19 protein-coding genes are annotated in these 25,677 nt (G+C 68.3%); 10 read left to right on the top strand and 9 right to left on the bottom strand.

Going from position 1 to position 25,677, the window contains the following annotated elements:
- The first annotated feature begins 66 nt into the window (after positions 1–66).
- The 3 genes from B0I29_RS00155 (at position 67) to B0I29_RS00145 (ending at position 4,453) form a co-directional block, all read left to right on the top strand.
- Positions 67–339, top strand: a complete 273-nt coding sequence (locus tag B0I29_RS00155) for an acyl carrier protein (RefSeq protein ID WP_111646732.1) — start codon at positions 67–69, stop codon at positions 337–339.
- Positions 340–343: 4 nt separating this feature from the next.
- Positions 344–1,570, top strand: a complete 1,227-nt coding sequence (locus B0I29_RS00150) for a beta-ketoacyl-[acyl-carrier-protein] synthase family protein (RefSeq protein ID WP_111646731.1) — start codon at positions 344–346, stop codon at positions 1,568–1,570.
- Positions 1,571–1,687: 117 nt separating this feature from the next.
- Positions 1,688–4,453, top strand: a complete 2,766-nt coding sequence (locus B0I29_RS00145) for an AfsR/SARP family transcriptional regulator (protein ID WP_111646730.1) — start codon at positions 1,688–1,690, stop codon at positions 4,451–4,453.
- Between the two features lie 25 nt (positions 4,454–4,478).
- Here B0I29_RS00145 and B0I29_RS00140 read toward each other — a convergent pair whose 3' ends face one another.
- Complete coding sequence (locus tag B0I29_RS00140; RefSeq protein WP_181557624.1) at positions 4,479–5,774, bottom strand: amidohydrolase family protein; 1,296 nt, start codon at positions 5,772–5,774, stop codon at positions 4,479–4,481.
- A gap of 155 nt (positions 5,775–5,929) precedes the next feature.
- Here B0I29_RS00140 and B0I29_RS45070 point away from each other — a divergent pair, with 155 nt between their 5' ends.
- Positions 5,930–6,820 (top strand): AfsR/SARP family transcriptional regulator, encoded by an 891-nt coding sequence (locus B0I29_RS45070; protein ID WP_146616661.1) that lies wholly within the window; start codon positions 5,930–5,932, stop codon positions 6,818–6,820.
- Between the two features lie 43 nt (positions 6,821–6,863).
- On the opposite strand, the gene B0I29_RS00125 is transcribed toward B0I29_RS45070, so the two are convergent.
- The 3 genes from B0I29_RS00125 to alr form a co-directional block, all read right to left on the bottom strand.
- Positions 6,864–8,258 (bottom strand): phenylacetate--CoA ligase family protein, encoded by a 1,395-nt coding sequence (locus tag B0I29_RS00125; RefSeq protein ID WP_111646727.1) that lies wholly within the window; start codon positions 8,256–8,258, stop codon positions 6,864–6,866.
- A gap of 8 nt (positions 8,259–8,266) precedes the next feature.
- Complete coding sequence (locus B0I29_RS00120; protein WP_181557623.1) at positions 8,267–9,691, bottom strand: cytochrome P450; 1,425 nt, start codon at positions 9,689–9,691, stop codon at positions 8,267–8,269.
- A 61-nt stretch (positions 9,692–9,752) separates the two neighbouring features.
- Positions 9,753–10,901, bottom strand: coding sequence for an alanine racemase (gene alr / locus B0I29_RS00115; RefSeq protein WP_245972080.1), 1,149 nt, complete (start codon positions 10,899–10,901; stop codon positions 9,753–9,755).
- Positions 10,902–11,111: 210 nt separating this feature from the next.
- Between alr and B0I29_RS00110 the strand changes: the two genes are divergently transcribed.
- Positions 11,112–12,569 (top strand): ATP-binding protein, encoded by a 1,458-nt coding sequence (locus B0I29_RS00110; protein ID WP_146616660.1) that lies wholly within the window; start codon positions 11,112–11,114, stop codon positions 12,567–12,569.
- On the opposite strand, the gene B0I29_RS00105 is transcribed toward B0I29_RS00110, so the two are convergent.
- Complete coding sequence (locus B0I29_RS00105; RefSeq protein WP_181557622.1) at positions 12,465–13,268, bottom strand: D-alanine--D-alanine ligase; 804 nt, start codon at positions 13,266–13,268, stop codon at positions 12,465–12,467. The two genes, B0I29_RS00110 and B0I29_RS00105, sit on opposite strands and share 105 nt — an antisense overlap.
- Positions 13,269–13,446: 178 nt before the next feature.
- Between B0I29_RS00105 and B0I29_RS00100 the strand changes: the two genes are divergently transcribed.
- The 5 genes from B0I29_RS00100 to B0I29_RS45530 all read left to right on the top strand — a co-directional run bounded on the left by B0I29_RS00100 (position 13,447) and on the right by B0I29_RS45530 (position 18,644).
- Positions 13,447–14,445, top strand: a complete 999-nt coding sequence (locus B0I29_RS00100; protein ID WP_111647292.1) for a D-alanine--D-alanine ligase family protein — start codon at positions 13,447–13,449, stop codon at positions 14,443–14,445.
- Positions 14,446–14,536: 91 nt separating this feature from the next.
- Positions 14,537–16,018: a thiamine pyrophosphate-binding protein gene (locus B0I29_RS00095; protein ID WP_111646722.1), complete on the top strand. Its 1,482-nt coding sequence runs from the start codon at positions 14,537–14,539 to the stop codon at positions 16,016–16,018.
- A 106-nt stretch (positions 16,019–16,124) separates the two neighbouring features.
- A complete protein-coding gene (locus B0I29_RS00090; protein WP_181557674.1) occupies positions 16,125–17,339 on the top strand; it encodes an MFS transporter in 1,215 nt (404 codons plus the stop codon).
- Positions 17,340–17,378: 39 nt separating this feature from the next.
- Entirely contained in the window at positions 17,379–18,035 is a 657-nt protein-coding gene (locus tag B0I29_RS00085) for a hypothetical protein (protein WP_111646720.1), read from the top strand.
- Positions 18,036–18,224: 189 nt separating this feature from the next.
- On the top strand, positions 18,225–18,644 hold the full coding sequence (locus B0I29_RS45530; RefSeq protein WP_181557621.1) for a hypothetical protein: 420 nt from the start codon (positions 18,225–18,227) through the stop codon (positions 18,642–18,644).
- A 517-nt stretch (positions 18,645–19,161) separates the two neighbouring features.
- On the opposite strand, the gene B0I29_RS45060 is transcribed toward B0I29_RS45530, so the two are convergent.
- The 4 genes from B0I29_RS45060 to B0I29_RS00050 form a co-directional block, all read right to left on the bottom strand.
- Positions 19,162–22,230: a tetratricopeptide repeat protein gene (locus B0I29_RS45060; protein ID WP_146616659.1), complete on the bottom strand. Its 3,069-nt coding sequence runs from the start codon at positions 22,228–22,230 to the stop codon at positions 19,162–19,164.
- 103 nt (positions 22,231–22,333) lie between these two features.
- Positions 22,334–22,786, bottom strand: coding sequence for a GtrA family protein (locus B0I29_RS00060; RefSeq protein ID WP_111646715.1), 453 nt, complete (start codon positions 22,784–22,786; stop codon positions 22,334–22,336).
- Positions 22,783–24,399 (bottom strand): alpha/beta fold hydrolase, encoded by a 1,617-nt coding sequence (locus B0I29_RS00055; RefSeq protein ID WP_181557620.1) that lies wholly within the window; start codon positions 24,397–24,399, stop codon positions 22,783–22,785. Before B0I29_RS00055 ends, B0I29_RS00060 begins: the two co-directional genes overlap by 4 nt.
- A gap of 173 nt (positions 24,400–24,572) precedes the next feature.
- The gene (locus B0I29_RS00050; protein WP_111647291.1) at positions 24,573–25,523 is read right to left on the bottom strand and encodes a hypothetical protein; all 951 of its coding nucleotides are present in this window, start codon (positions 25,521–25,523) and stop codon (positions 24,573–24,575) included.
- Between the last annotated feature and the right edge of the window lie 154 nt (positions 25,524–25,677).

The following is a 25,677-nucleotide window of genomic DNA, read 5'->3' as shown; positions in this document are numbered from 1 at the left end:
ATGTCGATGTGTGACGGACAAGGTGATCCGGAATCGCATCCGGCGGCACCATGAGAGGCAACTCCGATGACGGTCTCCACCATCAGCGAAGACCATTTCGCGACGCAGTTCGCCGCGGCTTACCAGGATGTGGCCGGTGAGCCGATTCCGGATGATTTCGGTCTCGACGCCTCGATGGCCGACCTGGAGCTGGACTCGATCTCGCGGCTGGAGGTCGTCCAGTGCCTGGAGGATCTGCTGGAGGTCACCATCGATGACGAGAAGATGCGTGCGGTCCGCACGCCCCGCGACCTGCTGCAGATGATCAATTCCTCCGGTCTCGCGGGAAAGAAGCGCTAGACCTGTGGCCGGCAACGAAGTCGTGGTGACGGGCCTGGAGGTCATCAGTCCTCTCGGTTCCACCGCCGCCGGACACTGGGACGCGCTGCTCAAGGGCCGGTCAGGTGTCGCGGCGATGCGGCATCCCTGGGCGCAGCGGCTCCCGGTCCGCATCGCCGGTGAGGTGAGCATGGATCTGGACGCCGGCCTGAGCCGGCCCGAGACCCGCCGGTACGACCGAGTTCAGAAACTCGCCCTGAGCGCGGCACGCCAGGCCTGGAAGGACGCCGGCCTGTACGGCGCCGACGTGGACACCGGACGCCTCGCCGTGTGCATCGGCACCGGGATGAGCGGTGTGGCAAGCATGCTGGAGCAGTCAGCGATCATGGAGCAGCGTGGCCCGCTCGCGGTCTCGCCGACAGCGATCGTCAGAACCATGGGCAGCGCCCCGGCCGCCTGCGTGGGCGTCGATCTCGGCGCGCGTGCGGGTGTGCACTCGGTGTCGAGCGCCTGCGCATCGGGCACCGAGGCCATCGCGCGGGCAGCGGAGATCATCCGATCCGGCCGGGCGGACGTGGTCCTGGCGGGCGGCGCCGAGGCGTCGATCGTGCCGCAGTCCTTCGCCGCCTTTCACGCCCTGCGCGCGCTGTCGCTGCGTAACGACGAACCCGCCGCCGCCTCACGGCCGTGGGACGCGCGCCGCGACGGATTCGTCATGGGCGAGGGCGCGGGCATGCTCGTGCTGGAGAACGCGCGGCATGCGCTGGCACGCGGCGCGCACATCCGGGCTGTGCTGACGGGCACCGCCGTCACCTCGGACGGCCACGACCTGATCCAGCCGCGCCCCGGCGGCCAGGGACTGGCAGACGCCATCACGTTCGCGCTGCGCGACGCGGGCCTGGATCGCACGGACGTCACCCACGTCAATGCTCACGCGACCGGCACACAGATCGGCGATCTGGCCGAGGCCGACGCGATCCGTTCGGCCGTCGGTGAGCACCCGGTGCTGACCGCTAACAAGTCCGCGACCGGTCACCTGCTCGGAGCAGCGGGCGCGGTGGAGGCGGCAGTGGCGGTACTGACCCTGGGCGCCGGCATGGTGCCGCCGACGATCAACCTCGACGAACCCGGCGCCGGGATCGCTCTGGACGTGGTGACCGGCGCGCCTCGCATGCTCGACGTCACCGCCGTGCTGAAGACATCCCTCGGTTTCGGGGGACACAACGTGGCTCTCCTGTTCACCCGGTGGTGAGCGGGCCACCATCGCGAATCGCGATGACAGGTGTCGCCACAGCCGTGTGCTTGCGGCGGCTCGCTGCGCCACGCTCGTGGAAACGATTCCCCATCGATCCCAAGTGAGCTGCCGACAATGATCAGGTTCTCAGTGCTGGGGCCGGTCCGTGCCTGGCGCGACGGCACAGAGATCAACCTGGGTACGCCACAGCAGCAGTCACTGCTCGGCCTGCTACTGGTACACGCCGGCGAGCCGGTCACCGTCGGTCACATCATCGACGTGTTGTGGCCGGCCGGTGCTCCCGCCAGCGCGGTCAACGTCGTCCATCGATACGTGAGCCAGATCCGCCGGTTGCTGCCGGCGGACCTGCTCACGCGGGGTACCCGTACCTATCGGCTGTCGCTGGACGCCGACGGCCTGGACCTTCTCGCGTTCCGCCGGGCGGCCGCCGAAGCCGCCGCTGTCGCCGCCACCGACCCGGACCGGGCCGCGACCATGCTGGCATCCGCGTTGAAGCTGCGGCGTGGGCCGGTCGCGGCAGGCCTGGACGAGACCGTACGGTCGTCGCCGCCGTTCGTGCGCGTCGAGCAGGAACTCATCAACGCCGCAGTGCACGCCGCCGCGCTGGCGAGCACCCAGGAATCCGCCCGCAGCCTGCTGCCCGTGATCCGGGCGGTGGCCGCCGGTGCGCCCCTTGACGAGGCCGTGCACGCTGCCCTGCTGCGCGTACTGATCCGCATCGGAAGCCTCGCGGACGCGTCGATCGAATACATCGCCATCCGGCAACGACTCGCCGACGAACTGGGCGTCGACCCCAGCCCGGAACTGACGACACTGCACCAGCAAGCCCTGCAGGGTGACCTCGCCTCCCTGCGTACTCCGCAGGCGGCCAGGCCGGTCCCGGTGGAACTGCCCACCGACCTGCCGACCTTCACCGGTCGTGACGAGCAGATCGAGACGTTGTCGACGTTCCTGCGCGGCGGGCCGGGCGCCGCCCGAGCTGCCGTGATCACCGGCCTCGGCGGTGTCGGCAAGACGAGCCTGGCCGTGCACTGCGCCCACCAGGAGGCCGATGCGTTCCCTGACGGGCAGTTGTACGCGTCGATGCGTGGTTTCGACCCGTCGGCAGCGCCCACCCCGACAGCGGACGTGCTGCGGCGCTTTCTCGGCGCGCTCGGTGTGTCCGACCATGACGTACCCGCCGACTTCGACGCCAGGGTGGCGCTGTACCGCAGCCTGATCGCCGGCCGGAAAATCCTCGTGGTCATCGACAACGTCCGCGACTCCGCTCACGTACGCCCATTGCTGCCCGCGACACCGGGCAGCGCGGCGATCATTACCAGCCGGGATCCGCTGACCGGCCTGGTCGTGCATGAGGGCGCCCTCGCGGTCCCGCTCGGGCTTCTGTCGGACGCCGAAGCGGCGGCGTTCCTGGGCCGGCGCCTCGGCCCGGCCAGGGTGGCCGGTGACGCCGAAGCGGCCCGGCAGGTCATGGAGCTGTGCGGCGGGCTGCCGCTGGCGCTCGCGCTGTTCGCCGCCCGCGCGGCCGCGCACCCGCAGTTCAAGCTGCGCCACCTCGCCGAGGAGCTGGTCGCGCCGCGAGGGCGGCTGCTGGATCGGTTCGCCAGCGGTGACCGCCGACATGACCTGCGCGCGGTGTTCTCCTGGTCGTACGACCTGCTGGGTAGTACGGCAGCGCGGCTGTTCCGACTGCTGGCGTTGCATCCCGGCTCGGTTTTCACGGCGTCGGCCGCGGTCAGCCTGCTCGGCGAGGGGCAGCGCCACGCAGCCCCGCTGCTCGCCGAGTTGTCCCGGGCGAACCTGGTCACCGAACTCGCACCCGGCAGGTTCCACATTCATGACTTGGTGCGTGCCTACTCCGACGAGCTGCTCGCCGAACAGGAGACCCCGGTGGCCCGGCAGGCCGCCGAGAGGCGCCTGCACGATCACTATCTGCACAGTGTGCTGCACGCCGGCGTCACCATCAACCCGTTCCGTGCGCCGGACGCCGTCGGCGCGCCCGAGGTGGGCAGCGGGGTGACTCCCGAGGAGTTCGTCGGGTACGAGCAGGCTTCATCATGGCTGCGCCGTGAGCGGGGGAGCATCTTGGCGATGGTCGAGCGAGCCGTCGCCGACGGCGCCGATCTCGCCGTCGGCCAGTACGCCTGGGCACTGGAGAACTTCCTGCAACGCGCCTTCGACTGGCCCACCTTGGGGCGGCTGCTCGACTTGGCGCTGGCCGCGGGGCAGCGGCACGGCAACCCGGCGCTGCTGGCCCGCACGCACCATGGAGCGGGCGTTCTCTTCTCCAGCCGCGCGCTCAACGTGCCCGACCGCAGTCGCCGCCATTTCGTGGAGGCGGTGCGGTTGTTCGCGGTCGCCGGTGACGTCCACAACCAGATGCTGGCCCTGCTGTGGCTCGCCCGGCAGGACGGCGCGGACGGCAGCAGCGACCGGATGATCGAGCAACTGCGTGATGCGGTGGAGCTGTACGAGGAGATCGTGAAGCGGGACGGCGCCGGAGATGCGCCCGAGGATCTGGTCGCGGCGGCGTTCGTTGATCTCGGTGACTATCCGATGGCGATCCATCACGGTCGGCGTGCGGTGGCGTGGCTGCGAAAAGTGGGCGACCGGCATCGCGAGGCCAACACCTGGCGCACTCTCGGTGAGGCCTACGCCGCAATGGGGGACTGGCCGCAGTCGGTGGCCGCCGACGAACGGGCGGTCCTGCTCTACGAGGAGGTCGGCGATGCCTTCATCACCGCACAGACGCTCGACACGATGAGCCGCCGGTACGCCGACGGCCGCCGGGCTCTGCTGGCCCGTACGGCGGCCCGGCGTGCCACCGCCCTGCGCATCAAGATCGGCGCGCATCCGTGGCTGCGCGCCGAATCCGAGTGATCGCAGGCGCGGTGATCCGTATCGCTCAACCGGCCGCTATCGTGACGAGCCGGTCCCGGGACGCCTCGGCACGGATCCGGGCCGCGAACGGGTCCACACCGACCAGCCGGCCGTCGCGCTTGCGGAACTCGCCGTTGACCAGCACGGTGTCGATGTCGGCCGTGTTGCTGCAGGTCGCCAGCGCCGCGGCGTCGTAGAGCAGACGCAGATCGCGCCGGCTCGCGTCGATCACGATGATGTCGGCGCGTTTGCCCGGCGCCAGCGATCCGATCCGATCCGCCATCCCCAGCGTCCGCGCGCCGTCGATGGTGGCCAGCTCGAGTACCTGACGGCTGGTCAACCCGACCGACCGGGGCCGCCCGCCGGTGAGCCCGCGGCGGCTCGCCCGGTGCGCGCGTTCCGCCTGCAGCGTCGCGCGTATCTCGTCGAACATGCTGCCGGGCACACCGGCGGACAAACCCGGACGCAGGCCCGCCTCGATCATCCGGCCGGTGGCGGGAAGCCCATGTCCCATCATCATTTCGGCGCGTGCCGACACCGACACGTGCCCGCCGCTGCCGGCGATCATCGTCAACTCCTCGTCGGTGCTGTTCGTGCAGTGCACGAACAGCAGATCCTCGCCGAGCAGCCCACGCTCGCGCAGCCGGGCTATCGACCGGCCCTGGCCGGAGCGGCCCAGCCCGACCGGCATCGACACTGGTACGCCCAGTTCACGCCCGAGTGCGATATCGGCCGCGGTGGTGTCCAGGGTGGCCGTCTCCGGCCCGCGCAGGGCCAGGCCGAGTGTCACCAGCTGTTCGCGCGAGGAGAATTGTTCGGCGGCGATGCGGCGCGCGTCGTACGGATGTGGAAGGTCCTCGGTCGGCGATCCGTATCCGAAGACAGCCCGTAAGCCGGCGGCCTTGAGCGCCTCGACAGCCGCGTCAGCGTGCTCCGGGGTGTGCATGACGTGGGAGGAGTCGAACACCGTGGTGACACCGCCGTCGAGCGCCTCGAGAGCACCGAAGAAGGTGCCGTCACGGACGTCGCCGGGAGTGAACAACGGCGAATATCGGTCGACCAGACCGGTGCGGTACTCGTGCATCGTCCAGTCGGCGGCGATCTGCCCCAGCGCACCCTGCCAGAGGTGCCGGTGCGTGTCGACGAAGCCGGGCATGACGATGGTGCCGGTGGCATCGACCAGCTCGGCGTCGCATGTCTCGATGCGTGGCGCGATCGCGACGATCGTGTCACCCTCGATCAGGATGTCCCCGTCCGGCAGATCGCCGAGTACGGGGTCCATGGTCAGGACGTGTCCGCCTCGGATCAACAGCGAAGGCATTCGGTGTTTCCTTCCCCAGTGCCGGCGCGTTGTACATCCGGTCCTGTCGTATTTCTGGCACACCGAAATCGACGGCAGGTCGACAAGGGTCCCGCTGAATGCCGCGTTCAGAACTTGAAAAGGATTCTTACCGGCCTCGCTCATAGCCTTCCGGCATGCTTGACACCGCACCATCAACCACACTCAGCTTCAGCCTCTTGGGGCCTGTCCAGGCATGGCGTGGTGCGCCGGCGGAGCGTGGCGCACCGCGGACCGGCACCGAGGTGGACATCGGGTCCCCGCAGCAGCGCGGCACGCTCGCCATGCTGCTGCTGCGAGCCGGCACCATGGTCACTCTCGACGAAATGATCAGCGGTCTGTGGGGCGACGAACCGCCGCGTTCGGCGGTCACCACCCTGCGCACATACATCTACCGCCTGCGGCGAGTGCTGCAGGACGAAGGCCCGCAGGGAACCCGCCTGGAGTCAGGCACCGGTGGGTACGTGCTGCACGTCCCCGAGGACGCCGTGGATGTGAACCGATTCCGGGCACACAGCGTCCGAGCCTCCCTCGCCGGTCGGCGCGGGGATCGCCACGGAGCCGCCGCCGAGCTGAGCGCCGCCTTGGCACTTCCCGACGGCCGGCCACTCGCGGGCGTGCAAGGCCCGTACGCCGAAGGCCAGCGCGCCCGTCTCGAGCAGTGCGTCGCGACCGCGCACCTCGACCTGATCGAGAACCAGATCCTGCTCGGCCGGTACCGCGACGTCCTACCCGACCTGATGGCAATGGCCGCCGCCAATCCCTTGTGGGAGGAAGTGCAGGCGCTCTACATGACCGCGCTGCACGGCACCGGCCGCACCGCCGAGGCGCTGGCACACTACCGCCGGTCCCGGCGGGCGCTGGTGGACGAGCTGGGCATCGAACCGGGCACCCGGCTGCGGGAGGCGATGAACCAGATCCTCGCCGGAGGATCCGCCCAGGCACCCGCCGACCGGCGGCCGCCGCGCGGACCCGAGCACCACCGCCGCCGCTCGGTGTGGGTGTCACGCCGCCGCCTGGTGCGCTGATCCCGCGGGCCGGTGGCCGCCCGACGGGCGGCCACCGCCCCGGTCAGGAACTCACCGGGGGACGGGTGTAGCGGTGCTTGACCCCACGGGGGAAGAACTCCGGATCGTCCGCGGGGCGCAGCTCGACCTGCGGTGTCCGGTACGCCGCCGGCACGTAATGGGCGAACTCGCTGTTGAGCCGCAGCAGCACGGCCCGGATCGACTCGGCGGCGAGCACCCGCCGCTGTTCGCTTGCCTCCGCACCCGGCGCGAGCTCCACCACCACGGAGAGCCGGCGGTCCTGGTTGGCGTCATCGACGGTCCGCAACACGAACCGGCCCGTCGTCCACCCGCTGATCTCCGGGCGTTCCAGACCCACCGTGATGTTCTCCGGGTAGACGTTCGCGCCGAAGAACGAGACCGTGAACAGCGAGCGGCCGAACACGTAGACGAACGGCAGGTCGGGGCCCTCGCCCGGGTCGAATCCGTGGTCACGGCAGGTCGCCATGAATTCGTCGAACGGCAGCACGCCACCCTCGTCAGCGATGTGGTACCGCACCAGGGGAACAGTCCCGTCGGCGCTGAAGGTGAGAGTTCCGTCCGGCATGGCCTCGAACAGCCGGGCCACCGGGTCGTACTGCACCAGGGTCGGCAGCCGGGAATCGCCGAATACCTTCGAGGAGATGTCGGGCCGCTCGGCCAGGAACCGGCGGATCCGTACGCTCAGCGGGGTCTCGTTGCCCAGGACACCGGCGTCCGCCGTGCCGTACAACGCCGCGATCGCTGTCTCCGGATCCGCGATGCCGGCCCGGCCGGCCACCAGATCACGCCACTGCTCGCTGAAGACCTCGCCGGCCAGCACGAGTTTGATGTCATACGCTGACCAGTCGACGCCACGGGCGATGCCGGCGTCGATGATGTTCTTGACGAAGGGTGGATAACCCAGCAGCACCGTCTGGTCGTAGTGCCCGCCCAGTTCTTCGACCACCCGCAGGATCTCGTCGATGTCGTTGCCGGGCGCGGCCACCGTGATCCGGTAGCCGGAGGCCGCCAGTTTGCGGCAGGCGGCGACCGTGTACATGCCGCCGACCCAGTTGCCCAACGCGAAACAGACCACGGCCAAAGTGCTGCGCTCGGCGGCGCGGAAACCGTCCCGGAAGACCTGCTCGAAGCGGGCGATGACGGGTAGCTCATCGGGCTCCGACCGCGGCCACACGGTCGGCTGGCCGGAGGAACCCGAGGACAGGGCGACCACGGCGGCGGCATCGAGGCGACCGCCCCGGCAGCGGTCCGGCAGCGGATAACGCTGGTGGTATCCGGCCTTGGTCATCAGCGGGATCGCCGACGCCTCGTCGACCGCGGCGGGGTCGATTCCGTTGTCGTGCAGGAATCGTGCGTACGCAGGAACGCTACTGGCGGCGTCTCGGAAGAGCGCGAGAACCTGCGGGGTGTCAGACATGGATGCTCTCATTCCGGGTTCGCCGGTTGCGGCAGCCGCGCCCGGACGAACAGATTGGTGGGGAAGACGCTGAACGCGGTGCGTTCACCGACCGAGCCGGTCGTGGTGTCCGGTTCGAGATCGAACTCGCGGCACAGCATCGAGGTGACGAGCGTGGTCTCCACGATTGCCAGATTACGGCCGGGGCAGAACCGCGGACCGCCGCCGAACGGCAGGAAGGGCGCTGTGCCGCCGGTCGCCTCGGGGTCCGCGCCGAGCCAGCGCTGCGGGCGGAACTCGTCAGGCTCGCCGAAGCGGTCGGTGTCGTGGCGTGCGCCGCGACTGAGCAGGACGAACACGATGGTGCCCGAGTCGATCCGCAGCGGCCCGTCCTGCCCGGTGAGCACGACGTCGTGCAGGGCCTGCATCGCGAGATACGGCGCGACCGGCCGCATCCGGACCGCCTCGCGCACCGCGGCGCCGGCGAGTTCGAGCTTGCGCAGCGTGCCCGGATCGCCGGCGAAGGGGCGGTCACCAAGCACGGTCTGCGCCTCGGCGCGGACCCGGCGCAGCATCTGCGGATCGTTGGCGAGGTAGTGCAGGGTCCATGCGGCGGTCGCCGAGGTGGTGTCCTCGCCCGCGAGCAGCATGGTCAGCACGTTGCCGACCAGTTCGGCGTGGCTGAGTTCAGGCTCGCCGTCGACGGGGGCTGCGAGGGCCTCGAGGAAGTTGGCCGGGCTCGCCCCGCCGGCGACGCGGGCTTTTGCCACCTGGAACTGCTCGGCGACTAGGGCGTCCAGTTCGCTCATCGTCTCTGCCAGACGCCGGCGGCGCGCGCCGTTGAGGAACTTCCAATAGGGGAGCGGCGCGTACAGTCGCCGGCCGATCTCCGGGAACAGTTCGGGCAGCCGGGCCGGCAGCCCGCCGTCGCGGTTCTCGACGGCGTTGAGGTCGTGTCCGACCGCGAGGCCCACCGTGACATCCAGCGTGTAGCGCATCATTTCGTCGAGGACGTCGATGCGTTCGCCCGTTGCCGCAGCGTCGTGCCATCGGCGCCGGACCCGCTCGGCGGTACGGGTCATCGTGTCGAAGTACGTGTTGAGATGGGCGGCGTTGAGACTGCGGGTGGCCACCCGGCGTAGCCGATGCCATTCACTTGCTTCAGCGGTGAACACGCCGTGGATGCCGAGGCCTTGCAGCGTCGAGGTGACGCGAGGGCTGCGCCGGAACGTTTCCGGCCGCTGCTTGAGCACCTGGTCGACCAGCAACGGGTCGGCGGTGACCACGGTCGGCGCGGGCAGCCGCAGCCGATAGGTGGGCCCGTAGCGGTCACACCACTGCTGAAACGCGTGGTTCGGCCCGCCGGCGCGGGCCAGAGCGAGCTTGTTGCCGACCAGCGGCAGGCTGGGCGGCCCGGGGAGATCTGCGAACGTGATCAGGTTTTGTGCCAACACCGTTTCAGGACATCCGGCGGACATCAATTGGGTATCGACGGTGGGTGGACGTGCCAGGTCTTCACAGGGGCAGGTACCGCCGGGTGACGCGGGGACCGATCCTCGTGAGGACCTCGTTGGCGGTGGTGTCACCCCAGAGCGCCCACTCGCTGACGGTGGGCTCGCCGCCGGCGCCCGGCCCGAACATGACGGCGGTGTCACCCTCGCGTACCGGCAGATCACCGACATCGAGCACGACCTGGTCCATGCTGATGCGCCCGGCGACCCGGCAGCGCACACCACGGATTGAGAACTCGCCGCGGTTGCTCGCCCGGCGGGGAACCCCGTCGGCGAAACCGAGCGGCACCAGCGCCAGTGTGGTCTCGCGGCTGGTGTAGTAGTCCGGCCCGAAGGAGACGCCGGTGCCCGCCGGCACCCGCTTGGTGAGCACGACCGGTGCCCGCACCGTCATCGCCGGCCGCAGACCGAAGGTGCGGCCGGGGACCGGTTCGATGCCGTACAACGACAGTCCCGGCCGGACCAGGTCGAAGCGCGCTTGTGGCGTGTGCAGCGCGGCGGCGGAGTTCGCGACATGCAAGATCACCGAGCTCAGGCCGATTGCCCGCGCGGCCTCGATGGCGGTACGGAAGTCGTTCATCTGGATGTGCAGGGCGGCGCTGCCGGTCTCCTCGGCGCTGGCGAGATGGGTCCACAGGCCCCGCGCTATCAGCAGCCCGGCATCCTGGAACTGGTGTGTCCAGGTGAACAGCCGGCCCCACACCTCGGCCGGGGCACCGCCGCGGGACATTCCCGAGTCGATTTTGAGATGAACGCCGGCGACCGTGCCGGTGCGGGCTGCGGCGTCGGCCACGGCCTGCAGCCCGCTCACCGATCCGACCGAGACGTCGATGCCGGCGGCGAGCACCGCATCCACGGCGTCGGGTGGCGGCGGCAGCCAGAACAGCAGGGGAGCGGTGAATCCGGACTTGCGCAGGGCGAGCGCCTCGGCGGCGTGGGCGACCCCGAGCCAGGTCGCGCCGGACGCCAGCGCCGCCTGGGCGACCTGCGCCGCGCCGTGGCCGAAACCGTCTGCCTTCACCACCGCCATCATCGCGGCAGGCGCCGCGGCCGAGCGCAGCAGCCGAGTGTTGTGGGCGATCGCGTTCAGGTCGACGACAGCTTCGGCCGTCGTGGCCGCCGTCTCGCCGGCATCGTGAGGATCATCTGACACGCGCGGCATCCTGGCCCGATCCGATGCTCACCGGGAAGGTCACTTCCTGTTCACCCGCTGAGCCGCTGATCGCCTCGGGTATGGTCGCGTCCTGTCCGGCCCGGATCCGCAGCGCCCGAGATCTCGGTGTGCGCGCCGGTTGCCGGCGCGGTGCAGTCCCGCCCGAGCAGGACGGACTCCCGCGACATCACATCCGTCGTGGAGGCGATCATGCGGGGACTCCCGCCGGCTGACCAGGTGCCGGGCCGTGCTGTCGATGTCATCGGCCGGCGTGACGAGACACCCCGGCTGGCCGAGACCCTGCGCGCCGAGCGAAGCGGGGCCTTCATCGGCCGCGACACCGAGCTGGGGGTGTTCCGGGCCGCGCTGGCCGGGTCGTCGCCGTGCGCCGTCGTCTATCTGCACGGCGCCGCCGGTATCGGAAAGTCGACAGTGCTGCGGCAGTTCGCTGCCGACGCCGAGGCGGCCGGGCGGACGGTGGTGAGACTGGACCGGTGTGATCCGGTCGGCGCGGTCGCTGCGGTGCTCAGCGCCCGTCCGCTGCGCCTGGGCGCGAAGCCCGCGCCGGTGCTGGTGCTCGACGACGTCGAGCAGTGGTCGCCGGCCGCGTCGTGGTTGCGCGAGGAGTTTCTCCCCGGCCTTCCCTTGGGTACGGTCGTGGCGCTGGCCGGCCGCGCCGGACCGGACGTCGTGTGGACCACCGATCCGGGCTGGCGCAAAGTGACCCGGTTGCTGCGGATCGTGGAGTTCGACACGACCGAGACGGAGCTGTGGCTGGACAACGCGGCGGTCCCGCCCGCGGCCCGCCCGCTGCTGCGTGAACTCGGCTGCGGTCATCCGCTGGCGATGCGCCTTGCCGCGGAGGCGATCGCGGACGGCCGCGACGACCACGACGTGCGTCTCGACGTGGGCCAGGCGCTGGTACGGCACGTGCTCGCCGACCTGCCGTCGCCGGCGCACCGTCAGGCGGTGGAGATCTGCGCGTACGCCGATCGGCTCACCGAACGACAGTTGCGCGCCGCAGTCGTGGACGGCGACGCGGTGGCGCTGCTGCGATGGCTCCGCGATCAGCCTTTTGCCGACGGTGATGCCGGCGGCGTTCGGGTGCGGCCGTACCTGCGCCACGCCGTGCGATCCGAACTGCGATGGCGGGACCCGGCACGTCACGATGCTGTCCGCGACCTGGTCGCCCGCACCGAGTCCACGGGCAGCCTGGCCCGCCCGGCATTCGATGCGGCGGTGCGTGGCGCCTTGCGGGAGTGGCGGCGCCTCGACCTGCTCGCCGAGAATCCGCTGGTGCACAGCCGGATGGCGCTCGCCACGACGGAACAGGTGCCGGCGGTGGCGTTACGGGCCGTGCTGCGATCCGCGATCGACACGCTGGGGGACGACCCTCGCGAGGGCAAGGCGCACCGGGCCTTGACCACCACCTATCTGGGCACCGCACCTACCCAGGACGCGGCGGCCCAGCGCCTCGGCCTGCCGTTCAGCACCTATCGCCGCCACCTGACCCGCGGTGTTCAGGTGCTCTGCGACCTGCTGTGGCATCGGGAGCTGACCTGGTCAGGTCGTGGCATCGATCTTGCCTCGGCGGGCGGTCCGGATCAGGATGTCGAGCAGCTCCGTATAGGAGATGCCGCCGGCCGTCCACATCAGCGGGAACCGTGACCCCGATGCCATGCCCGGCATGGTGCTGACCTGCTTGACGCTCACCGTCGAGTCCGGCGCGACGACGAAGCCGACGTGCAGCATCCCGGCACAGCCGAGCTCCCGGAAGACCCGTACCGCCGTGCCCTTGAGCCGGGCGGTGGTGTCCTGATCCAGGCCGGCCGGCACCGCGAGGTCACCGGTCTCCCGCGGAGCGCTGGCGATCAGGTGCCCGTCAGGCGTCTCCAGGACCCCGACATCGATGTCCCGGCCGATCACCGCGCCGTCGGCCGCGATGCCGCGGGCGGTGAGGATCCGCCGGGTGAGTGCCGTGTCCATCGCGGTGGCGCAGGCCGCAGCAGGATTGCCGACGTATCGGATGCCAGCCTGATCGAGCAGGTTCTGCACGGTGCCGTCCTCGCCGTGGACGCCGTGCAGAACGGGAAAGACCAGGTCAGCCTCGCGCAGGATCACCCCGATCGTCGCGAAGAGACTCTCGGCAACGCTCACACCCGGCGGGTGGTCCGGAGTCAGCAGCCGCAGCACCGACTCGTCGATCGGCCCGTCCGGCGTACCGAATCCGGCGGACCACCGTCCGTCGGCCGCGATACGAACGGGGATGACCCGATATCGGGAGCGATCGAGGTTCGTCACGACGCTGACGGCGTGCTTGGTGTTCTGTCCGCCGAAGAGGACTGCCACCCGGACGCTCTGATACACGGCAATCACTCCACGTAGTAGACCGGCGCAGAGCCGGGATCATCCGGGACGCCGCTGTTCATCCGGAAGCCCACCTCCTGGCCATTCGTGTGCCGAGCGCCTCGCATCGACACCATGCCGATCACCTGTTGACGTCGGCTGCGGACGGTGATCTGACGGACGGCTCGTGGAGGATCTCATGGCGCGCAGGGTAAGGGTGGCGGTGCTGTACGGCGGGTGCAACGAGGAGCATGACATCTCGCGCGCCTCAGCGGCAGCCGTGCTGGAACATCTGGACCGCGACCGATTCGACGCCGTCGGCATCTACGTCACCAAGGCCGGTCACTGGGTTGCCGACGACCAGCCGCTGGACGGCGCCGGGGACGGCGCGCTGAGTGGACTCGCCTACGCACAGAACGTGCTGCGGTCCTGCGACATCGCTTTCCCGGTGATGCACGGCCGCAACGGGCAGGACGGCATCGTGCAGGCGATGCTGGAACTGATCGGTGTGCCCTACGTCGGCAGCGGCGTACTGGCCGGCGCCGCCGCAATGGACAAGGACGTCACCCGGCGCCTGCTGGCCAGCGCGGGACTGGCCGTCACCGATACGACGGTGCTCACCGGCGACGCCACCGTATCCACAGCCGACCGTGACCGGCTGGGCCTGCCGGTGTTCGTCAAACCCGCTCGGTGCGGGTCGAGCATCGGAGTCTCCCGAGTCACCGAGTGGGACCAACTTCCGGACGCGATCGCCGCAGCGCGCGGCCACGACGTCAAGGTCCTGGTGGAGCCGGAGGCAGCCGGTCGTGAGATCGCCGTCGCCGTACTGGAGTATCCGGACGGGCGCCTGGTGACCGGCCCCGCTCTGGAGATCACGGTGTCGGCGCGCCGGCCGTTCTTCGACTACCTCGCCAAATACGCCGACCGGGACACCACCCTGCAGGTGCCGGCCACGCTCGACCCGGCCGTCGAGGCCCTGCTGCATGAGCAGGCGCTGCTCGCGTACCGAGTGCTGGACTGCCGCGGGCACGCACGGATCGACTTCTTCGTCGACGAGAACGGCCGGCCGGTCCTCAACGGAGTGAACACGGCGCCCGGGCTGACCGCGGCGTCACAGGTGCCCCGCATCTGGGCAGCCGAGGGTCTGGCATTCCCGGACCTGCTGAGCGTGCTGGTGCAGACCGCGCTGCGGCGCTGACATCAGCCGTCGTCGTGCTGTCGACATGTCGTTGATGACCTGACGCTGGGATGTGCCGGGCTGGCCGATCAGCAGCCGGAGGAGAATCGCGATGAAGTTGCACGCAGCCCTGGCACGGGCCCTGGCCGGCCACGGTGTCGACACCATGTTCGGTCTCATCGGTGACGCCAACATGTTCCTGGTCCACAGCTTCGTGCACGACATGGACCGCCGATACGTCGGCGCGGCACACGAGTCCGCCGCGATGTTCATGGGCGTCGGCTACGCCGGCCCGTCCGGCCGGCTCGCGGTCGTCACGGTGACGCACGGCCCGGCCCTGACCAACACCGTCACAGGCCTGATCGCGGCGGTGCGGGGACGGATCCCGCTGCTGGTGATCGCCGGGGACACCGCGACCGGCAGCCGGACCAACATCCAGGACATCGCCCAGCGTGACGTCGTACTGCCGTCCGGCGCCGGATTCGAGCAGGCCCGCAGCCCACACAGCGCCCTCCACGATCTCGCCGTCGCCATCGGCCGTGCCCTGGTCGAACGCCGCCCGATCGTGCTCAACATTCCCTGCGACTTCATGGACGAGGAGGTGCCGTACGCCGACGTTGCGTTGAATCTGCCCGCCGCGCAGACCCCGTACCCTGATCCGGGCGCCATCCGTCACGCGGCCTCGCGCATCGCGACCGCGCATCGCCCGATCGTGATCGCCGGACGCGCGGCGATCGCCGCGCGGCCCTCACTGCTCGCCTTCGCCGAACGTATCGGCGCCCCGGTGGCGACCACCCTCACGGCCAAGGATCTGTTCCGGGACGAGCCGTTCGATCTCGGCATCGCCGGTGGCCCGGCCGAGGCCGCCGCCCGCCAGGCCGTCGAGGACTCGGACCTGGTGGTGGCGTTCGGTACCGATGGCGAAGCTCTGACTGCCGGCCGCCGCGTCGTCGTGGTCGACACCCACCTGAGCGCCTGGCCCTGGACCGTCGACGCCGAGGTTCGCGGTGACGCGGCGGTGGTCGCCGAAGCCCTGATGGACGAACTGGACGAACGCGGCGCCGCGCCGAGCGGGCATCGCAGCGCCGCTCTGGTCTGGCGGCTCGCCGGCCGGCCGCCGCTGCCGCCGGGCGCGATAGTGACGGCGCTTCGTCAGCTGGACGAGATCCTGCCCCAGGACCGGGTCCTGGTCAGCGACGGCGGGCGACTCATGGCGGAGCCGCTGCGGCACCTGCGGGTCATCGATCCCCGCGCCTTCGTGTTCCCGGAGAGCTTCGGATCCGCCGGGACCGGCATGGGCGCCGCCATCGGCGCGGCCGCGGCCTGCAAACCGCATCCGGTCGTGCTGATCTGCAGCGGCGAAGGGTTCCTGCACGGCGGGCTCGCCGAGTTCGCCACCGCCGCGCGGGAACACCTCGATGTCATCGTCGTGGTCTGCGACAACGACGGACACGGAGCAGATCTGGCGACCCTCGCTGAGGCTCTCGGCGGCGACGGCATCACGGTGCGCGGCCTCGACGACCTGCCCGCCGTCGAGAAACTCGTCACCAGCCGGACCCGGCCACTGCTCATCGATCTGCGGCTCGAGGACTGACAGCGGCATCGCGGATCGCGATCGGTGTCAGAGGAACGTTCGGCGGGCGGTGGGCGGTCTGGCCGCGAGGCTGGACTCACCGACATTTCCGATTGAGGAGCCCTCCGTGTCCGCTACCACCTCGGTCCTCGCCGCATCACCGGTGAAGACCGCCCACCGCGGCTTCTGGCCGATCGCCTTCGCCTTCGCGGTCATGATGGCGTTCTCGGCCGCACCGACCCCGCTCTACGTGCTCTACCAGCAGCGTGACGGGTTCGGGGCGTTCACCGTCACCATCATCTTCGCCGCCTACGCCGTCGGTGTGGCGCTGAGCGTCTACGCCGCCGGCCACGTCTCGGACTGGCTCGGCCGGCGGCGGGTCATCCGCTGGGCGCTGATCAGCGCCATGATCTCCGGTCTGCTGTTCCTGCTGCCCGGCCTCGCCGCCCTGCTCGCCGCCCGGTTCGTTTCCGGCGTCGGCGTCGGACTGCTGACCGCCACGGCCACCGCCTACCTGATGGAGCTGCACCTCGCACAGCGACCCGATGCCGGCCGCCGCCGTGCGGACCTGGTGGCCACGGCGGCGAACGTCGGCGGAATCGGCCTCGGCCCGCTGCTCGCCGGGCTGCTGGCCGAGTACGCGCCGCGCCCGCTGACCGTCCCCTACCTGGTCTTCGAAGCACTGCTGGCACTGGCCTTCGCAGGCACCTTCGCCGCCCGCGAGACCGTCACCCGCCGCGACGTGCGCTGGCGCCCGCAGCGGGTCTCGGTGCCGGCGAGCGACCGCGGCAAGTACGCCGCCGCCTGCCTCACCGCGTTCGCCTCATTCTCGATCTTCGGCCTGTTCACCTCGCTGGCGCCCGGCTTCCTGCACGGCGTCCTGGACCAGCAGTCGCACGCCGTCGCCGGCCTGGTCGCGTTCTCGGTCTTCGCCGCCGGTGTCGTCAGCACCATCGCCCTGGCCCGGTTCCCGCTCGCGGTCCAGCTGCGCGCCGCCGTCGCCGTACTCGTGGCCGGCCTCGCGCTGCTGATCGCCGGGATCTGGATGGCGAGCTTCGCTTTCTTCCTGATCGGCGGCCTGCTCACCGGCGCCGGAGCCGGTGCCGCGTTCAAGGGTTCGGTGACGACGGCGGCCAGCCTGGCCGCCCCGCAGGCCCGCGGCGAGGCCCTGGCCGGGCTGTTCCTGATCGGCTACCTCGGGCTGGCCGTGCCGGTCCTCGGTCTCGGTCTGGCCGCCCAGCACCTGGACACCCGTACCTCGGTTCTGATCTTTGCCACCAGCCTGCTCCTGCTGCTGTCCGCGGCGGCGAGGCCGTTGCTGCGAACCCCCGCAAACCGATAACCCTCGGCAACGATCACGTCGTCCGAGAAGGAGCAGGAGATGATCGGTTCGGCCACGATCGACGAAGCGGACCTCGCCTCGCCGGCCATCGAGGTCTACGGCGGTGACTTGCTCTTCGACGGTGGGCAGGCCGGGGCGGTCATGGACGCCTATCGAGAGCTGGTCGCGGACGCGCCGGACGAGCTGACCGCTTCTCTCGCCCTGCTGCGCCTGCCCGCGTTGTCCACGGTCCCGCAGCCGCTGCGCGGCCGCTTCGGCGTGCGTGTGCGAGTCGCGTACGCCGGATCGGCCGCGCAGGGCCAGTGGCTGATCGCCGGGCTGCGGGCGACCGCGCCCGCACTGCTCGATACGGTGGGACTGATGGGGCGCACCGCGCTCCAGGCCGACCCGGTGCCGGTGTACGAGCGGTCGGTCGAGCTGACCAGCTTCCCGATGCTGGCGGCGGACACCCTGCTTGCCGTGGCCGGCCCAGACGCCACTCCACCGGTGCCGATGGTGGAGATCCGGCAACTCGGTGGCGCGTTCGTGGCTCAGCCGCGGACACCGAATGGCGCCGGCCATCGAGCAACGCGATTCCAGCTGCTCGCCCGCATACCTGGCGAACCAGGGACGAAGGCCTCGGCCGAGCCGCTGCTGGAGGCGGCGTTACAGGCGCTGGCACCGTGGGCTGCCGAAAACACGCAAGTCAGCGTTTAACCTGTTCCGTTCCCGATGGGCTTCGCGCGTAACCAGGGATTCAATGCCCCGTGTGACTATCTCCGCGAATCGCTGAGTGAGTGTTTGAGAGGGCTGTCGCACAGCGTGTCCTTGGGCGAGGTGAGAGCGGCCCGAAGCAGTCCTGGTGGAGTGTGAGCGACGGTATCCTTCTGATCTGACCGATGCTAAGTGGGAGATCGTGGAGCCGATGCTCCCGTTGATCAAGTATCCGGGCCGGATTCCGAAGCATCCCGCGGGGCGATCATCGACGCGATCTTGCAGGTGGTCCATGGTGGCTGCTCATGGCGTCAGCGGATTCTTGAAGAGTTACGCGAGCAGTTGCGGCTGGCCGAGGGCCGCGACGCGCAGCCGTCGGCCGGTGTCATGGACTCGCAATCGGTCAAGGCGGCCGACACCGTCAGCAGGGGCAGCCGAGGTTGCGACCCAGGGAAGAAGATCAACATCCGTAACCGGTTCATCGTCACCGACATTCTCGGGCTGCTGGCCGTGGTCTGCGTGATGTCGGCGTCGTGGCATGACCCGCGACGGCGCGAAGACGACTTTGCTCAGCACCTATCTGTTCACGCCTATCCGGCACGTGTTCGCTGATCAAGGCTTCGCGGCCGGCTGGTCGACTGGGCCGCCGAGACACTCAAGACCACTGTCGAGTTTGCCCGCGAGCCCACCGACCAGCAGGGTTTCGTCGTGCACCCGAAACGGAGGGTGGTCGAACGCAGCCTCGCCTGGCTGACTGCCCACCGCCGCCTGGCCCGCGACTACGAACGTGATCCCGCGGTCTTCGAGGCCTTGATCCGCTGGGACGCGATCAACACGATGGTCCGCCAATTCGACCGCGGCGGACCCGCCACCCGCCAACCCGCTGGACCTCCAGCACGCCCGATTAACAGCCTTCTCAAACACTCACTGAGCTGCTTGGCCGCTGAATATGGCGGCTTGGACTCATGACGAACTCGTGGTTTCTTCGAATTACGACAGGATGTCACTCCGAGACCCATGCCGGTCGATGTGAGTATGGATTCTCCGTGAATTCCGTGATGGCCAAGCGGATTGGACGCCTGAACAACCGACTAAATGCCCACCAGTAACGCTGCCACTGCAAACGAAGTCAGTCACTTAATGGCGCGTCACTTGACTGGGTGCGGCGCTTGCTGATGCCTGCCGCGATGGCCTCGGAAAGTTCGTCCAACGACATCGAGGCTAAACGGGCCTCCTCCATGAAAGCAGCCTCGGCTGCTTCGTCGCCGTTTAAACCCTCGGCAATTCCGGCGAATGTCCTGAACAGTACCCGCCAGCCCATGTCATCATGGGATTTCGATGAGATCGGCAACTTGCGGGATATCTGATCGGCAAGGTGGCGTGCCTTCGACAGATCCCCCTGCGCAACTGCATATGCCACATCGAGTACGTCATAGCGCCATGCTTCATCAACCGGAAAGCGGCCTCTGACTGTAGTGAACTGCGGAGCTTTTATGAAGTTGCTGAAGAATTGGTGGGCACGTCTGCTGTCGCCCACAAGAATCTGGGTTGCAGCGAACAGCCCGAGGTTGTGCAACGTCGTTGCGGCTACCGCGTTGTAGAGCGGAGACGTTCCCATTCGCTCGAAGAGTGCATCAAGTTCTAATTGGGCATCATCCCAACGGCCCTGTTGCGCGAGTGCTTCGACCAGGACTCGGCGGACTTCCAGGTAAAGGCTGCCGGCGCCAGCACTCTCGCGGCTCAGTGAGTCTCGGCAGATGCTTTCTGCCTCCCGCAGCTTGTCGACGTCGATGAGAAGGCTGGCACGTTCTACTGCTTCTCTCGCGGATATCGTTGGATGCTTGGGCAGCCGGAGCGAGAGTTCCCGGAGTGCCGTCAGAACGGGCGTCGCGCGAGGTCTAGCGCGATTGGCATAGAGCTGCTCTGCGGCTTGGAGTGCCTGACCGCACATAAACGATGCAGCTTGTTCTGCCTCAGGCATGACGGCGGCGTCAGCCGCGAGTCTGAAGAGGAACGGAATAGCTGCCTCTAGATGGGTAATCGCCTTTTCTGCTGTGTCGGAATCTCCCGAGTCCTCTTGCGCGACTACCACGGCGAAGTAGATGCGGGCTTGTTCGAGCAAGTGGAGGTTGGGGTCGTCGATCTTTTCGAGGATGAGCAGCTCGGCTTCGAGCAGATTCCTGGCTGTCGGATTGTTATCCTGAGCGCTATGGAAGGCGGCCAGGTTGCCGATCATAATTGCGACGTGGTTGTCGGCGATGTGAAGACGGGTGACATGCCGATGCAGGACATCCGCATGGGGTGCCACGGCGAGCACCCGGTCGTTTTCGCCGTTATGAATTGCGGACTGTAGCCACAAATTGATGTAGAATGCGGCAGAGCTTAATACTTGTCCGATGCTTCTCCGAACGTTCAGTCGTTCGGCATTATTGCGCACGATTTCTTGCAGAATGCTGTTTAGTGTGATCGTTTGGCGGGCCCGAGAAGCATCGTTGTGCGATGGCGGCAATGGCTCATCGTCACGGATGAACGACACGGACTTTAGTAGGCGAAAGATTTCAGGAACTTGTGGATCTTGACTGAACAGCGGACCAGCCTGCGCGGGCACGGTGGCTGGATCAGTGCCTACTGCTGCTACGAGTAGATGAATAGGGATTCGGCGTTGCGCTAGGTAGCTTGCGACAACGAGGCAGTCGCGGGCGTAAGGGAATAACGCGCTCGGTGCGGCGGTTTCGGCGAGTCGGGCAAGGCACAGATTTGTGGCGGCTACGAGAGTCCTCGGATAACCTTCGGGTACCGATGGGGAGTCATCCATTGCTCGCAATCGCAATTTATCGAGGTAAAGGGGTACGTCCTCTGGCTCATAGCCGCAGCTCGTCAGGTAGCCCGCCGCCAACTCGATGGCCAATGGCCAATGGTCGAGAGCGCTAGTCAGAGCGGTCGTATCAGGGAAAGCCTGACCTAAGCGTGCCGTCAACAGTGCATGAGACTCCGACGGCTCCATAGGTGGCACAGTGAGGCGTTGGGCGCGTGTGTATCCCGTTGCGCTGTTCAATGTCGTGAATAGGATATCGCCGCTACCTAAGCGCGGTATCCATGACTCCGACTCAGTCGACTGGCTGTCGTCCACGATAAGCAACCACCGGCCAGTCATCAAGCCCAGTCGCCGGTGGACCAATTCTTTGAGAGCGCGGTCCTCTGCTGGTGGGCTAACACCCAGCCAACTCACAAGAAGGCCGAATGACTCCCGCAATGTGGACTCGCTGGAACCGTCAATCCAGGCGATTACGTCGTAGCGATCCGCGGACGCAGCAATGTAACCAGCAGCCAGGCTCGACTTACCGATACCGGACGGTCCAGACAGTACGAGCTGTATAACCGTGCCAGCGTCGCGGTCCGGAGCACTGAATGTGTCACCGATGGCGCGCATCAGGCCGTTGCGTGCAACGTCAGGGATAGGCGGAATGACACCGACGATGACGCCCCAGTCCCTGATAGTGAGGGCTTGTGCGAGCGCCGCTGGGGACAGTCTCAGCGTCCTCTGCAAGTCGGTAAACAGCCAGACTGCTTTGTGCGGCTCAGCAGCCCGCTCGAGAGTTTCGGCAATCAGGCACGAAACGAGCAGGCCGCTGGAGTCAGGCCCAATCGCCTGTCCGACGCGACGACGAAAATTTCGTACATGCCGGCGGAGCCCCTCAAGGATCTCATCCCGTTCCCGTGGGTCGATGTCAACTTCGCATCGACGGAGTCGTTCGATCTCGACGTCGCTGAGGTCCGCAACTAGTGCTTGTGTCCGGTGGGAACTGGCGAGAAGTTCCTTGAGTTCACGCCGCAGGTCCGTACGGGTAAGTGTTGCCCTCAGGTCTGCGATGCCGGATCCCTCAAGCGCGTCGGTAAGCAGCAGATATTTGTCAGCCTCCGCGCGCCTGACCAGGCGAATGAAGATTGAGCAGGCCTCTGCTACGCCTACTTTCTTGCCTTCGGAGCGAGACTTGACCTGGGCTGCGAGAAGTACACGTCCGTTGTCGTCGACAAGATCGAAGTCGACAGCGTCGGCGTCGACGAGGGCATGCGGATCACCCTCGATCCGGCAAGCATGAGCCCTCGTTCCGGCAAGGGCACCAAGCATGTACTCCACGGTGCGCAAATATTGGTACTGGAAGCCGCGTGCGGCTATCCGTCCACCGTCAACCCCCACGAACACACGTTATCCCTTGGGAGTGTCGAACGCGACGCTGGCTTCGACATACTCGCCATCCGGGCTGGCGGTGGGATGCGCCGCTTGCGGCGGTCTGTTGAACTCAGGTCGCGGGTTGGGTCAGGACGAATCGTTTGTACGCCCAGAACCGGAAGAACGCCACGAGCGGCGGCCCGATCATATTTCCGGAGATGTTGTCGGCCCACGCGGTGCGAAAAACCGGGGAGATGGCGCCCAGGCAGTAGTGGCTGACGCTGACGAACGACAGCAGGATGCCGAGCCCGACCAGGGTGACCAGGGTGTAGGCGAGGTATTCGCGCAACAGGTTGGCGGGCGGGTGATCGCGCCACGTCCACAGTTTGTTGCCATAGAAGGAGATGACCGCGCAGGTCAGGTAGGAGAACGCTTTCGCGGCCACCGGCTCCATGCCGAGCAGACCGAGCGCGATGTTGAACAGCAGGACTTCCAGGACGTACACCGCCAGCAGCACAGCACTGAACTTGCTGAACTCGTGCACGAGATGTTCGATCCTGCTGAATCGTTGGAGGACCTTCACGGGGTGACCCTTTCCGAGCGCCGTCGCAGGGCGCGGCGGAGCGCGCGGACGGAGAAGAAGATGACGGCGAGCACGCCGAGGACCGCGGCTACCGCTCCGCCGACGACGGGAACCAGCAGTGACCTGTCGACCTGCGGTTGCTGGACCTCAGCGGCGAGGAAAGCGGTGCGCTGGACCGGCTGCTCGTCGGCGGTCATGCCGTTCACGACGAGGTCGATGCTGTGCAGTCCTGCCTCGGCGGGCCGCCAGGACCCCGTCGTCTCCAGGTCTCCGCCGGTGAGCGCGACTGTCTGTTCCGCGCCGTCCGGGGTACGGATCACCGCGGTCGCTTGCTGGACCACGATCGGGATGTCGGCCTGGTCGAAGGCGGCGCTGAGATCGACGTCCTCGCCGATCGTCGGCAGCAGCTCACTGGTCCGGGCTTCGAGGTCGGCGCCGCCTTCGACCTGCGCGGACACCGCGAAGTCCGCGCCGGCCGCCGGAGTGGAGCCGGTCGAGCTCAGCGTGACCCGCCATGGTCCCGGCGCCGGGTTGGTGAAGCCGTAGCCGAGGTAGAGCATCGTTTCCGGGTCGTCGACCTTGACCAGGCCGTTCTCGCCGGCGGTGAGGCGGATCGTGTTGCCGTTCGCGCCGCGTACGGAAACGGCCAGTGACCTGGTGGGGTCGTAGATGGCGAACGTCGCCACGGCGACCTCGTCGATGTTCAGGACCTGCTCGACGGAACCCCCCTGGTCGACGTGACCGGCGGCCAAGGCCACCGTCTGGCGTTCCTGAGCCGCCGCCGGTGCTGACGACGAGCCGGTGTCCGCCGCCGCCGTGGCCGTCGACTCCAGCGCCGGGGCGACGAACTGATCGAAAACGGATTCGTTCTCTTTGAGGTCGTTGTGGAGCACGGGCATTCGCTGCGCGGTGAGCCCGACGGCCTCGACGCTGTCGACGCCGACGACCAGATCGCTCGGAATGCCCGCGCACGGCGAACGCAGAGCGTCGCTGATCGGGTCCCCGGCCAGGGCGTAGAAGGCGATGCCCCGGCGGTCGGTGATCTGCCGGTTGAAGATGTCGCGGACGTATTCGGGCCGCAGCTCCACGGTCGCCGGGACCGAGAGACCGAGCCGGGCCGCGAGGTTGGCGCAGGGTGATCCGCCGTTGGGGGTGCCGAGCATGATGAGCCGGTCGACGTCGCGTTCGCCCATCAGCCGGTCGATGTAGTAGCGGGCGATCAGCCCGCCCATGCTGTGCGCGACGATGTCGACCCGGTCGGCGCCGGTGAGGCTCTTGACGCCGGCGATGTAGTCGCGCAGCTGGGCGGCGTTCTCCGCGATGGTGTTCGTCTTCGTCAGCGCTTCGAGCTCGCTGCCGGCCCGGATGACACCGGGCGCCTGCCCGTCGCCCACGGCGTAACCCTGCCGCCCGATCCTCGCGAGGAAGCCGTCCGGCCCGACGTAAGGGTTCCATTTGTTGGGCGCGGAGTTCAGACCGTGGATGAGCACGACGGGGCGGGCGGTGGCGGCCTCGGCCCTGGTGACGGCGACGGGTAGCCCACCGAGCACCAGCACCAACACCGCCGAAGCGAACAGGCTTCGGCGGCTCGGCAACCAGGGGTTGCTTGACACGTTGTCTCCGTCTTCGCGTGAATCGGGTCGCCCAGCTGTCGACCGCGGGAATGAGGCATCCCCAGCACAGCGATCGGCCATCGACGAGATGTCGACAGCCGATGTATTCGCTGATCAGGAGGCCGCGCGAGGACGCCGAATCACGGCGCCCTCGCAAGCAGTCAGAAGAGCCGTCAGAGGATCCGTACCGAGGCGACAGCGTCGTCGAAGTCGATGTCCTTCAGGTCATTGACGTCGCCGGTGATCTGCCGGACATCGCCCTTGCAGCCAGGCTCCGCCCACATTCGCACCGTGCGGGTCGTCTTGACCGACGAGGCGATTCCGGGGGAGGGAACGGGCAGGCACCCGGTGCCGGAGATGCCCTGAGAAGAACCTGACTCGGCGAAGTCGGGCTCCTCGAACAGGGTGATCGAGCGAGCCCCGGAACCTTCCGGTGTCTCGGCGTCCTGCGGCTGCTCGATCACGGCGGAGTCACCGTCGTCCTGGCCGCCCTCGTCCTGGCCGCCACCGGCCGGTTCGCCGTCGCCGTCACCGGCGGCGCGCTGGCCGTCCGGCGTGACACCGAACCAGGTGCCACCCACTCCCTGGCCCTTGGTGTCACCGGGGCGGGTGTCGTTGCTGAAGCGGTAGACCGGCCAGCCGCCGAGGGTCAGCTGCAGAGTGCCGTCGTCACGCACGACGGACCCGATCGCATCCTTCTGGATGCCGCGGATGAACACCTTCGAACCGGAGCGCACCGCGACCGGCGGCCAGGTCTCGGCGCACTTGCCCGAACAGTTGGACTTCGAGGGCTCGGCATCGTCGTCATCGAAACGGTAGAGCGTCAGACCGGCGCCGTTGACCACGACCGGGTCCAGATCGTCGACCGACGTGGCGGCCAGGGCAACCCACTTGCGCGCTTTGTCGCGACTCGCCGCCAGCTCCGGGCCGCCCTGAGGGTACGCCCAGTCGCCCGTGCCCTTTTCCGCGTTGTTCGACTCGGCCGTGCCCGAGACGAGCGACAGCGCGCTGTCGGCCGGGGGTGTGCTCGCCGCGGGTTCCTCCTCCGCTTTGCCGCACCCGGTGATCAGTATGGCGCCGGCCGCCAGTGTGGCGATCAGCGTCGATGTCTTCGCATTCATCATCACGTTGCTCCCGTACTGCGGATCGCGGCGCTCGCGCCGGTTTTCCGCCCGTTGGATCAGTCGAGGCACCGGATGCCGCCGCCCGGTGCTGATCCACGACACGTGGTGAAGGTCAACGTTTCATCGGCAGGGCATCGCTGGGCATCGCATCGAG

The sequence above is a fragment of the Actinoplanes lutulentus genome, assembly GCF_003259845.1.
GTDB classification, from domain to species: Bacteria; Actinomycetota; Actinomycetes; order Mycobacteriales; family Micromonosporaceae; genus Actinoplanes; species Actinoplanes lutulentus.
Note: the sequence above shows the minus strand (reverse complement) of the source record. Positions and strands in the feature narration are given on the sequence as shown.